This window comes from Arthrobacter sp. StoSoilB5 (assembly GCF_019977235.1).
Taxonomy (GTDB): Bacteria; Actinomycetota; Actinomycetes; order Actinomycetales; family Micrococcaceae; genus Arthrobacter.
In genome coordinates, this window is sequence record NZ_AP024646.1 from 3689373 (window position 1) to 3701561 (window position 12189).

Genomic DNA, 12189 nt, shown 5'->3' on the forward strand with positions numbered 1-12189 from the left:
TTGCGACGCCGGGACCAGCCCCTAGCGTCGAACGATTGACCTCAAGAGCCTTAATGCTACCGACAGTGAAGCCATGTCGTCGGCCTCGAGCGAATTGACCTCGTCAAACATGGTCTTGGCGCGTCCGAGTTGTTCGGCATTGAGGCCTTCCCACGTCTTCAGGCGGTCCTCTGCAGGGGTGCCGGCCGCGCTCGACTCAAGTACCGACGTCGTCATATCTGCGACGGTTGAGTAGAGGTCGTCCCGGAGCGCCGCACGGGCTAGGGCCTGCCAGCGGTCGTCGCGCGGCAGGGCGCTGATCCGTTCCAGGAGCGAGTCCACGTGGAAGCGGTTGAATACCGTGTAGTAGACATGCGCCACGTCCTCGACGCTGTTGGTTCCGGTCTGGGCAATCCTGGCGATGTCCAGCAGGGCATAGCTCTCGAACAGCTCAGCCCACCTGTGGGCCAGGTGGTCCGGCAACTCCCAGCCCCGGGCCTTTTCCAACCAGCCGCTGATACGGACTTTGTCATCGCCTCGCAAGTAGTCCAGCAGTTTGGCCCGAAGCGGCACCATCATGGGCTTGAACGACTTCACGACGTCGGCAATCGGCCGGGATGCAATGCCCTGGCCGAGCACCCATCGGACCGCACGGTCAAGGAGACGGCGGATATCAAGGTGGACTTCGCTCCAGTGCTCGGTGGGGAACGATGCCGGCAGGGCATTCAGTTCCTCAACCATCGGATCGAGATCGTAGATTTCACGCAACGCCACAAATGCCTTGGCTACGGCTACCTCGTTGGCAGACGTTTCCTCGATGGCCCGGAATGCGAAGGTGATTCCACCGAGGTTGATGATGTCGTTGGCCACCACCGTAGCGATGATTTCGCGCCGCAGCGGGTGGGTATCCAGTTCGGCGTCGAACCTCTCCCGCAACTGCTCGGGGAAGTAGGCCCGGATGGTGTCCTTGAACCAGGGGTCGTCGGCCAGGTTGCTGTCCCGGAGGGCACCCGCCAACTCGATCTTGGCGTAGGCGGCCAGGACAGACAGCTCAGGAGATGTCAGTCCCTGGCCCTGCTCCAGGCGCTGCCGCAATGTCTCGGTGGAGGGCAATGCTTCGAGGTCACGCTTGAGGTCGGCTGATTTTTCCAACCAGTCCATGAGGCGCTCGTAGCTGGGGCTCCAGTCCGCAACACGCGTCCGGTCGTTGAGGAGCAGGATGTTCTGGTCGATGTTGTCCTGCAGGACCAAGCGACCAACTTCCTCGGTCATGTCAGCCAGGAATGCCGCGCGTTCGGTGGCCTCGAGCTTTCCGGCTGCCACCATGCGGTCAACGAAGATCTTGATATTGACCTCGTGATCGGAGCAGTCGACGCCCGCCGAGTTATCAATCGCATCAGTATTAAGGATGACTCCCTGCAGGGCAGCTTCAATACGTCCACGCTGGGTCAAACCCAGGTTGCCGCCTTCGCCCACCACCTTGACGCGAAGGTCCTTGCCGTCCACACGGATGGCGTCATTGGCCTTGTCCCCTACAGCAGCGTGGGTTTCCGTGCTGGCCTTGACGTACGTGCCGATGCCACCGTTGTAAAGAAGGTCGGCCGGGGCAAGCAGGATTGCCCGAAGCAATTCGGGCGGGCTCAGCTGTGTGGTTCCGTCCGGCAACCCCAGCGCCCTTCGCACTTGGTCTGACACGGGGATTGTCTTGGCCTGGCGTGGGTAGACCCCACCACCTTCACTGATCAGCGTCCGATCATAGTCATCCCACGATGATCGCGGGAGCTCGAAGAGCCTCTGCCGTTCTGCGTACGAAGCGGCAGTGTCCGGGTTGGGGTCAAGGAAGATATGGCGGTGGTCGAATGCCGCCACGAGCCGGATGTGGCGCGAAAGCAGCATGCCGTTGCCGAAAACGTCACCAGACATGTCGCCTACGCCAACGACACTGAACTCTTCGGTCTGCGTGTCAAGGTCGAGTTCGCTGAAGTGCCTCTTCACGGATTCCCAAGCTCCACGGGCGGTGATACCCATGGCCTTGTGGTCATAGCCCACTGATCCGCCGGATGCGAATGCATCGCCAAGCCAGAATCCATATTCAGCCGCCAATCCATTGGCTGTGTCCGAGAACGTTGCAGTTCCCTTATCGGCCGCCACTACAAGGTAGGAATCATCGCCGTCGTGGCGAACAACGTCCGACGGCGGCACTAGCCTTTCGCCGTCCGTAGTCGTCACGAGGTTGTCGGTGATGTCCAGCAAGCCGCGAATGAAGGTCTTGTAGCTCTCCACGCCCTCGGCCATCCATGCGGCGCGGTCAACTGCCGGGTTCGGCAGCTTCTTCGCGAAGAAGCCACCTTTGGCGCCGGTCGGAACGATGACGGCGTTTTTCACGGTCTGAGCCTTCACCAGGCCCAGGATTTCAGTACGGAAGTCCTCCCGGCGATCGGACCAGCGAAGACCGCCACGTGCGACCTTGCCAAAGCGAAGGTGGACGCCCTCCACGCGCGGGGAGTAGACCCAGATTTCGAACATGGGGCGCGGGAACGGCAAGCCGTCTACCGTGGTGGGATCCAGCTTGAAGCTCAGGTAACCCTTGTTTTGGAAGAAGTTGGTGCGCAACGTCGACTCAATGAGGTTGACGAATGTCCGAAGCACGCGGTCCGCATCCAGCGTGGCCACTTGTTCGATGGCTTCCGCCAGGGCTGCCCTTGCGGCTCCTTGCTGCTGCGGGCGCTTGCTTTCCTCGACGTTGGGATCGAAACGTGCAGCAAACAGGACGATCAGGCCCCGGGCAACATCCGGATTGGCCAGGAGCGTATCGGCGATGAACCCAAAGGAGTTGGTATTACCCATCTGGCGCATGTACTTGGCGTAGGCGCGGAGGACCACTACCTGGCGCCAGTGCATTCCTTCGCGGAGCACGAGCCGGTCAAAGTTGTCAGACTCGACGGCACCCGTGACAGCAGCACCAAAAGAGTCGGCCAAGAGGTCTCCAGTGGCGAGCGGGTCGATGCCGGCCGGGTACTTGAGTCCAAGGTCGTAAAGGAAAAAGTCGCGGTGATCCGCAGTTTCGATTTCGAAGGGCCGCTCGTCCAGAACTTCGAGGCCAAGGTTGTGGAAGTAAGGGAGGATCTGGCTCAGGCTCTTGGGTTCCATCAAGTAGAGCTTGACCCGCGCGTCCTCCTCCAGTGCGTCACCGGCACCTTCGGGAAGGTACACGTGGACTCCGGGTCGGAGTTCCTTGCTCGCTTCCCCTGCCCGTTCGGCCTGCGCTCCGTACTTCTCAAAGCGTTCGATATCCTCCAGGGCGTCTTCAACCTCGTAGTCGACGCGGTAGCCGGGAGGGAAAGCCTCGGCCCAGAGGGCGGACAGCACTTCAGCGCTGTCAGCGGGACGGTTCTCACGAAGAACCTCGGCGATGCCTTCGCTCCAGGACCTCGAAGCACGCATCAGCCGGTGTTCGAGTTCCTCTACGTTGACTTCGGCAAGTTCCGCGGTCCGAGGAAGCCTGATCCTGAAGAAGACACGTGCAAGGGCCGACTCGGTGATCCTCGCCTCGTAATCAATACTCTCCGCCTGGAAGGTCTCGCGCAGCTCCTGCTCGATGCGGAGCCGAACACTCGTGGTGTACCGGTCACGCGGCAGGTAGACGACTGCGGACATGAAGCGTCCGTAAATGTCAGGACGCAGGAACAGCTTGGTCCGGCGCCGTTCCTGGAGTCGCTGGATACCTGTGGCCGTGGCAGCAAGGTCCGGGATTTCAATCTGGAACAGTTCGTCGCGGGGGTACGTTTCCAGGATGCCCAGGAGGTCCTTGCCCGAGTGTGAGTCCATGGGAAAGCCTGCGTTGCGCAACACAGCATCCACTTTGTCGCGGACGATAGGTATGTTGCGGACCGATCCTGTGTAGGCACTGGTGGCGAAAAGACCAATGAAGCGGCGCTCGCCATTGACGTTTCCTGCCGCGTCGAAGCTCTTGACTCCGATGTAGTCCAGGTACGCCGGGCGATGGACCGTTGAGCGGGAGTTTGCCTTTGTGATCACCAATGCCCGCTTTTCACGGGCGCGCTTGCGGCCAGCATCCGTGAGGTGCTGAATCTGCCGCGTGTGGTCGCCCGCACGGAGCAAGCCGAGTCCGCTTTCCTCACGCAGTTCCAGGACGTCCTCGCCGTCTTCGTTCACGAGGTCGTATTCGCGGTACCCGAGGAAGGTGAAGTTGCCATTATCCAGCCAGCGCAGGAGGTCCTGCGCCTGCCTGAGTTCTGCAATCTGTTCCGGGTGTGAGACGCTTCCGAGCGCCTCTGCGAGTTCCAGTGCCTTACTGCGCATTTTCGGCCAGTCCTCAACCGCAGCGCGAACATCGCCAAGGATTCGTTGGAGACCGGAAATCAGTTCTTCGCGGGCTTCCTCACTTACGCGGTCAATTTCGACGGCGATCCAGGACTCCATGTGCGAGGCGTTGTCGCCATCTCCGAGCAAGTGGGCAACGCTGGGCAACGCTGCGGTGTCGCCGCTGGAAATGCCGATGTTTGATGGGACGCGGGAAACGCTGCTGAGCTCGCCAGAAACGCGATCTCGGGTGACCACAAAAAGTGGGTGCATAACCAACCGAATGGCGCAGTTTTGGCGAACGAGTTCGGCGTTCACGGAGTCAACCAGGAACGGCATGTCATCAGTAACGATGTAAACAACGTTGCGGTCAGCTTCGACGCCGATTTCCACGATGGCATTTCCGGGTCGCCGGGACTGCGCAACTTTCCTGTGTGTGTTGGCCCGGGAAATCAGTAGCTCAGGCGAATATGCCCGGGAATCCTCCTCTGCGAGATGCTCATAGTAGTCACCAAAGAACCCCTCACGGACAACTGCTGCATCGGACCGATCCTCCACGCTGGATCCTGACGACATTTACAAACGCCTCCATCACATGTTGATTGCTGCGACTCTGCAGCCCACATGGCGAGCCTAGCGCTTAAGCAGGCCCAAGGCTCTGGTTGATCGGCCAAGGGATTTCCGCTTTTGCTGGATGGGTGCACAGACGAGCCCTGCGATGGCCAAACGCAATGGAGAATCGGGCGCGGATTCCAGCAGAACGGATCCTGACAACAAGGCCGCGTCGCATGCGTCCACATCCGCCGGCAAGTACGCATCCACGCCATGCCCAGGGCCGAAGCGCTCCCAGGCCTCGGATAACTGCCGTCTGGGCGAACGACCAGCTGACGCCCTCTTGACCTTGTTGAGGACGACACGTGGCGTTGCCTGTGGAACTGCGGCTTCGAGGTCCGCCAAGCCGCGGACCAACCGCGGGACGCCTATCGCGTCCGCAGCCCCAACGGCAATAACTTCGTCAGCCAGCTCCAAGCTACGCAGCGTAGCGCCATTCCGACGTGGAGCCATGGTGTCAAAGCTCAATTCTTCGTCTGCTTCCAGGCAGAAGCCGGTGTCCACAACCACTACGTCGGCAGCCTGCTTGGCTCTTTCAAGGACGAGCGAGAGCGCAGAGGCCCTCAGTTCAGTCCAACGGTCCGCCCGCGTGGTGCCGGTGAGTACTCGAAATAGGCCACCCTTGGTGAAGACAGTCGTAGCGGCCCGGCCCAGTGCATCCGCATCCAGCAATCCTTGGTCAGCGAGCCGGCAGGCCTGAGCCAGGCCGGCGGACTCCTCCAGCAGCCCCAGCATCGCGGATACGCTCGCACCATAGCTGTCGGCATCCACAAGGATCACGGACTTGCCTTCAGCGGCCAATTCGGCAGCCATGTTTACCGCAACCAGGGTTCTTCCCGGCGCACCTGTGGGTCCCCACACCGCAATCACCCGCCCGGAGCCGACGGCAGCCGCTTCCGGTTCCGGCCCTTCCGACGCCACCTGAAATCCGGAAGAGAAGTCCGCGAAGCCGGCATCCGGAAACTTGCGGGATCCAACGATCCCCCCATAGCGCCCGACCGTCTCGGAGATCCTTGAGGCAAGAGCTGCGGGTTCAATATCAGCGGACGCTGTTGCTACGCCAATGGCGGTGAGCCGCGCGGCCTCAGCGGGGTCCCCCGTCAGAGCGACAATTGACACACCTACGGCACCCAGCCGATCCACCAATGTTGCTGTCAGTTCCTCACAGCCTTCGGCCACGACCGCCGCAAGGGCAAGCCCGCTCTGGCAGGCAGCCATCAACTCCGCAAGCTCGGAACACCGACGAACTACGGTGACGGGACCGTGGAGGCGCTCCAGACCGCCAACGACGGCTTCCTGTGCCGGGCCAACAGTGATGACCGGGATGCTCATTGACCGGTGCCCGTAGGGTTCCAAACAACGGATACCTTGGCCGCGTTGGCCTTGGCACCCAGCAGCTTGGGCATTTGCTTATCCGTAACCAGCACCAGCACGACTGGTGTCTTTGAGGCGCCCAAGGCACCGGAACCGGCTAGTACCTCTGCGATCTCGGCACCAGGCAGCAATAACTGCGGTTCGTCAAAGGCAGTTTGCGCGCCAGGCATGGCAACCCAGACGTCCACCTTTGTCCCGGGAACCGCCTGCGCCGGAAGTGACTCGTCCATCGGTATGGCAACGGGCTTACGGTTCAAAGCGTCAGCCTGCCCCAGGCTCTTCTGTGGAACCAGCTGGTCCTTCTCAATTCTCTGTAGTGCGACCTTGCCCTCGGCGATCCCGCCCTCCACGGTTACATAGCCAGACTCGACGTCGTCCAAGCGAACCTGAACTACGGTCAGATCCCCGGGCTTCACGGTTTGGCCAACGGAGATGCCTTCCCGTGCGGCATAAACCTGCGTGGTCCGGTCGGCTGTACTGACAACGGAGATGACTCCGGCGATGGACACGAGCACAAGCAGCACTCCCACCAGCAGCCGTGGATCCTTCCACGACGGCTTCTTAAACCTGGCGCCGCCGACGCCTGTACTCGGATCCATTTTTCCTGCTCCCCCATTGAAGTTGGCGGCGTGGTAACCCTGGGCCGCATGTTCATTGTTACCGGGAGGAGGCCCGGGCCAAAGTCAAGAAGTGCAAATCATGCGAAATTGTGGATAACTACGCCAAACAGCACCAACAGATGCCAAAATAGTGGCATGCCCCGATTCCTGACTCTGGCGGACGTCGCCGAACAACTGCAGATCAATTCCCCACAGGCTTATGCCCTGGTTCGCAGCGGTGAGTTGAAAGCCATCCAGGTCGGAGGACGTGGTCAATGGCGTATCGAGGAAAAGATGCTGGAGCAATACATCGAGGAGCGGTATGCCGAGGCCAGCCGCATGATTGAAGAGGCCAAGTCCAAGTCGGATTAACTCGGGGGCTGCCACGCGTAGGGATGAAGAGCTAGAATCCCCGGCTACTTGTTGAGCAAACGGCTGCAAGCGATGTAAAGGGTATGGTCTTCACGGCAGCCACGGCACTTCCTCGCCGCACTTCACCCCGGGTGTCGGCAAAGTCGAAATGGTCCCGCCCCACCCTGTCGATCACACCGTGGAGCCTGAGGTCCGTTCGCGGACCAGCGCTCAAGACCACTGTCACCTGGGCCCTGTCACGCGAGAGTCCCCGGAGGGCGCTGGCAAGACCCAGCGAACTTTGCACGTGGGACGTAGGCTTCTGAGCCAATCTTCCGAGTCCGTCGTAGTGAGTTACCGATGCACATGGAATGAGCCATTGCCGTCCACCGTCGACTAAGACAAACCATCCTCCGCCAACATGGCCCAGTGTTCCCTGTAGAGACACGCCGGTAGTGAGAACCAGTGCTATCTCAGCTCCGGCCACTCCCCGAAGCCTGTCGGCAAGGTCCAGGCCCGCAACTTCGACCCGAACACGTTCGGATATTTCCGATTCTCGGGCCAGGGCGCGCTCGGCAGAAAATTGCGCTTCCAGATCTTCAAAGAGAGAGTCCCATCTCATATGGTCACAATAGGACTCCTAGCGCGTCGCGCCAACCGCCGCCGCATTTTTCCCGTCATGATTGGACAAAGTCCTTTGTCTGTGCTCAGAATGAGCAAACATCATCAAATGACATCAAACAGCATTAAAGAGCCGGAAGGTAAAGAATGACCAGCGATCCATCCAGGATCCGGCACGACACCGCCTTGGCCGCCACGCTTCTCGGACTGGGACTGTTGCTCTTGATCATCGGGCAGAGCTTGTTGGGGCAGTGGCAGGTGAATGCGGCCCACGGGCAAAGAAGCACCTTCGAACACCTCCTCGCCCTTATGTCCAGCGCCTTCGGAATCGCCATTGTCTCCTGGTGGATACTCTCACTTGGCCTCGCGGCTTGGGCTGCGCTCCTGCACGGTGCGGGCAAAAGTGACGGCGCCAACGCATTGGCCAAGTTCAGTCCAGGCTTCATGCTAAGACTGGCGTTCGCCCTCCTAAGCCTGAACTTTCTTGGAGTAAATGCCGCACAGGCTGCCACGACCCCGGAACCCGCGTGGCACCCCACCGGTGCGACAGTGCCCGGGCTTGCGGCCTTGCACCCCTCTGCTGGGACCCAGGCGGCCCACCGGATCCCTGTCGGAGGGGCTCCATCGCAAGCCAGCGACGAAGGCCACGACGCGAATAAGCTTGGGCCAGGCTGGCAGCCACGTCCTCCCGTCGTCAGTCCCAGCCTCCTGGCGCGTCCAGGCGCTCGCGGCTTGGCCCCGGCCCATCCAGTCGAGGACAGCGTTGTCGTCAAGGCTGGTGATTCGCTGTGGTCCATTGCCGCTGACAGCCTTGGACCATTCGCAACGGACGTGGACATCGCTCTCCATTGGCCGAACTGGTATGCAGCAAACCGGGCAGTCATAGGCGACAACCCTGCAGCGCTGCTCCCGGGGCAAATATTGCAGCCCCCAACACCGGGTTAGGCTTTCCACGCCCGTAGTAGAACCCGACTTCGATGGACGCCACCCACTCAGGGGCACGCGTTCAAGCCCTAAAACCACTCCCAGTGTCATCCCAGACGTAGCAACCTGAGCCAAGCGATGCCCGCGCAACGGCTCACAGAGTGAACTCATGAGGATTGACCATGACCGTTGTAACTGCCCACCGCCACGCCAGCCGCCAGCGGACCAAACGTCCTGAAATGAATGCCGGAGGCAACGCTTCTACCCTCGACGTAAGGCTGGTGGCGCGAAGCATCGCCCAAGCAGCGGTTGAGGTCCTGGCCGGGACACGTTCGATTCTCCAACTGTCCAGATCACTGGATCCGGATTGCTTTCTGTCGCTCCAGCATCGGGCCGCCCTCACACGCGAACACGCAGCACGTACCCGTGGTTCACTACTGGTACACAGAAGCCCAATGGTCCGCTCCGTTCGTGCTTGTGCCATTTCGGAGACCGTTTATGAGGCCAGCATCGTCGTGTCTGAGGAGCAGCGTTCCCGCGCCATCGCCATGAGGTTGGAACACCGCGACGGAACATGGCAGGTCACCGCATTGGAGATCGGCTAGAAAAAGGGTCCCGGACTTGTGTGTCCGGGACCCTTCGTCCTAGGTGTGCGATCAGCGACGCTTCTTCTTGGCAGTTTTGCGCTGCTCCTGCGTGGCTGCCTTGGCAGGATTGCCCGAACGTCCTGAGGAGCGGCCTTCTATGCGGGTCTGGCTCGCTCCGTCCTCACCCGGGGCGGTGTACTGCAATTGGGCGGGCTTTTCCGGTGTCTCCAAGCCGGCAGCGCGGATCTGGGGATCGTGATGCTCAGTGTGTGCACCCGCGGCAGTATCGTCGGCAACAACGACGTCTTCGGCTGGCGTAACCTCAACTTCAAGGTTGTAGAGGAAGCCGATACTTTCCTCACGAATCGCTTCCATCATGCTCTGGAACATCACGAAGCCTTCGCGCTGGTACTCAACCAGCGGATCGCGCTGGGCCATGGCCCGCAGCCCAATGCCCTCTTTGAGGTAGTCCATCTCGTACAAGTGCTCTTGCCATTTACGCCCGAGAACCGAGAGAACCACGCGGCGTTCCAACTCGCGCATGCTTTCAGAGCCAATGGCTTCTTCACGGGCCTGGTACACCAGCCGCGCGTCAGAGAGGATTTCTTCCTTGAGGAATTCAGCAGTGACCCTGGACTTACCGCCAGCTTCATCAATGATTTCCTGTGCAGTCACGGTGGCCGGGTACAACGTCTTCAGGTTGGACCACAACTGGTTGAAGTCCCAGTCATCGCCGTTGCCTTCCGCTGTGGCGGACTCGATAAGTGCGTTGATGGTGTCTTCCAGGAAGAATTGCACTTTTTCGTGGAGGTCGTCGCCTTCGAGGATCCGACGACGGTCCCCGTAGATCGCTTCACGCTGACGGTTCAGGACGTCGTCGTACTTGAGGACGTTCTTACGCTGCTCCGCGTTTCGGGCTTCCACCTGGCCCTGGGCCGAGGCAATAGCCCGGGAAACAAGCTTTGATTCCAGCGCGACGTCGTCGGGCACCGAACTGTTCATGAGCCGCTCGGCAGCACCTGAATTGAACAGCCTCATGAGGTCATCCGTCAGTGAAAGGTAGAAACGGGATTCGCCGGGATCGCCCTGACGTCCGGAGCGGCCCCGCAACTGGTTATCGATTCGACGGGACTCGTGACGCTCCGTGCCCAGCACGTAGAGGCCGCCAAGGTCCAGTACTTCCTCGTGCTCGTCCTTGACCGCTTGCTTGGCCGCCGCGAGTGCCTCGGGCCATGCTGCCTCGTACTCTTCCGAGTTCTCCTCCGGGTCAAGGCCCTTCTTGGCGAGGTCTGCGATGGCAGTGAATTCGGCGTTGCCACCAAGCATGATGTCGGTACCACGGCCAGCCATGTTGGTCGCAACCGTGACGGCACCTTTACGTCCGGCCTGCGCGACGATGGACGCTTCCCGGGCGTGATTCTTGGCGTTCAGGACTTCGTGGCGGATTCCCTCTTTGGCCAGCAGCTTGGAGAGATATTCGCTCTTCTCAACGCTGGTGGTGCCAACCAGTACGGGCTGGCCCTTCTCATGGCGTTCTGCGATGTCTTTGACAACGGCGTCAAACTTGACGATCTCGTTCTTGTAGACGAGGTCCGATTGGTCAATGCGCTGCATGTCCCGGTTGGTGGGGATCGGCACCACGCCGAGTTTGTACGTGCTCATGAACTCGGCCGCCTCGGTCTCGGCGGTACCGGTCATTCCGGACAGCTTCGAATACATGCGGAAGTAGTTCTGCAGCGTCACCGTGGCCAGGGTCTGGTTTTCGGCCTTGATTTCGACGTTTTCCTTGGCCTCGATGGCCTGGTGCATGCCCTCGTTGTATCGACGTCCGGCGAGGATACGGCCTGTGTGCTCGTCCACGATCAGGACCTCGCCATCCAGGATGACGTAATCTTTATCGCGCTTGAACAGTTCCTTCGCCTTGATGGCATTGTTCAGGAAACCAATGAGTGGTGTGTTGGCCGATTCGTACAGGTTCTGGATACCGAGGTAGTCCTCAACCTTTTCGATTCCGGCTTCCAGAACACCGACAGTCCGCTTCTTCTCGTCGACTTCGTAGTCGACCTCCGGTTGAAGCCGGAGCACGACCTTCGCGAATTCGCTGTACCAGCGATTGGTGTCGCCCTGAGCCGGGCCCGAGATGATGAGTGGGGTACGGGCTTCATCGATCAGGATGGAGTCAACTTCATCCACGATCGCGAAGTTGTGGCCCCGCTGAACGAGTTCACTGGCATCCCAAGCCATGTTGTCGCGCAAATAGTCGAAGCCGAATTCGTTGTTTGTCCCGTACGTGATGTCCGCCGCGTACTGTTGCCGGCGAACGGACGGATCCTGGTTGGAGAGGATGCAGCCGCTTGTGAGACCAAGGAAGCGGTAGACACGGCCCATGAGCTCTGACTGGTATTCGGCAAGGTAATCGTTCACCGTGACCACGTGCACGCCCTTGCCGGTCAGGGCATTCAGGTAGGCCGGCGCGGTTGCCACGAGGGTCTTGCCTTCACCGGTTTTCATTTCGGCGATGTTGCCCAGGTGCAGGGCTGCGCCACCCATGAGCTGGACATCGAAGTGACGCATGCCCAACGTCCGTGATGAGGCCTCGCGCACGGCGGCAAATGCCTCCGGCAGGAGATCGTCCAAGGTCTCGCCATCTTGGTGGCGGGAGCGGAGACGGTCCGTTTCCTCCCGAAGTTCGGCGTCAGAGAAGGTCTTGAATGAGTCTTCCAGGGCATTGATGGAATCGGCATAGTTCCGCAGTTGCTTGAGTGTTTTTTTGTCACCCGTGCGGAGAAGTTTTTCGATTAGTGATGCCACGTGAAATT

Annotated in this window: 7 protein-coding genes; 3 read left to right on the plus strand and 4 right to left on the minus strand. The window is 60.3% G+C overall.

Annotated elements, in window-relative coordinates:
* Positions 1-21: 21 nt before the first annotated feature.
* From LDN75_RS16670 to LDN75_RS16680, 3 genes are read right to left on the minus strand one after another with little or no spacing between them, the layout of a single operon-like run.
* Positions 22-4878, minus strand: a complete 4857-nt coding sequence (locus LDN75_RS16670; protein WP_223933597.1) for an NAD-glutamate dehydrogenase — start codon at positions 4876-4878, stop codon at positions 22-24.
* Positions 4879-4935: 57 nt separating this feature from the next.
* Positions 4936-6246, minus strand: coding sequence for a P-loop NTPase (locus LDN75_RS16675; RefSeq protein WP_223933599.1), 1311 nt, complete (start codon positions 6244-6246; stop codon positions 4936-4938).
* Positions 6243-6887, minus strand: coding sequence for an SAF domain-containing protein (locus LDN75_RS16680; protein ID WP_223933601.1), 645 nt, complete (start codon positions 6885-6887; stop codon positions 6243-6245). Before LDN75_RS16680 ends, LDN75_RS16675 begins: the two co-directional genes overlap by 4 nt.
* Positions 6888-7043: 156 nt before the next feature.
* Here LDN75_RS16680 and LDN75_RS16685 point away from each other — a divergent pair, with 156 nt between their 5' ends.
* The 3 genes from LDN75_RS16685 to LDN75_RS16695 all read left to right on the plus strand — a co-directional run bounded on the left by LDN75_RS16685 (position 7044) and on the right by LDN75_RS16695 (position 9388).
* Positions 7044-7259 carry a helix-turn-helix domain-containing protein gene (locus tag LDN75_RS16685; RefSeq protein WP_223933602.1) on the plus strand — a complete coding sequence of 72 codons (216 nt, stop codon included), beginning with the start codon at positions 7044-7046 and terminating at the stop codon, positions 7257-7259.
* Between the two features lie 747 nt (positions 7260-8006).
* A complete protein-coding gene (locus LDN75_RS16690) occupies positions 8007-8804 on the plus strand; it encodes a LysM domain-containing protein (protein WP_223933604.1) in 798 nt (265 codons plus the stop codon).
* A gap of 161 nt (positions 8805-8965) precedes the next feature.
* Entirely contained in the window at positions 8966-9388 is a 423-nt protein-coding gene (locus LDN75_RS16695; RefSeq protein ID WP_223933606.1) for an Rv3235 family protein, read from the plus strand.
* Positions 9389-9439: 51 nt separating this feature from the next.
* Here LDN75_RS16695 and secA read toward each other — a convergent pair whose 3' ends face one another.
* Entirely contained in the window at positions 9440-12181 is a 2742-nt protein-coding gene (secA, locus tag LDN75_RS16700; protein ID WP_223933608.1) for a preprotein translocase subunit SecA, read from the minus strand.
* Positions 12182-12189 lie beyond the last annotated feature (8 nt).

Bases quoted from the DNA above. Each gene is read 5' to 3' on its own strand.
- LDN75_RS16685 (WP_223933602.1), top strand. From the start codon at position 7,044: ATGCCCCGATTCCTGACTCTGGCGGACGTCGCCGAACAACTGCAGATC.
- LDN75_RS16675 (WP_223933599.1), bottom strand. From the start codon at position 6,246: ATGAGCATCCCGGTCATCACTGTTGGCCCGGCACAGGAAGCCGTCGTT.
- LDN75_RS16690 (WP_223933604.1), top strand. From the start codon at position 8,007: ATGACCAGCGATCCATCCAGGATCCGGCACGACACCGCCTTGGCCGCC.
- LDN75_RS16695 (WP_223933606.1), top strand. From the start codon at position 8,966: ATGACCGTTGTAACTGCCCACCGCCACGCCAGCCGCCAGCGGACCAAA.
- LDN75_RS16680 (WP_223933601.1), bottom strand. From the start codon at position 6,887: ATGGATCCGAGTACAGGCGTCGGCGGCGCCAGGTTTAAGAAGCCGTCG.
- LDN75_RS16670 (WP_223933597.1), bottom strand. From the start codon at position 4,878: ATGTCGTCAGGATCCAGCGTGGAGGATCGGTCCGATGCAGCAGTTGTC.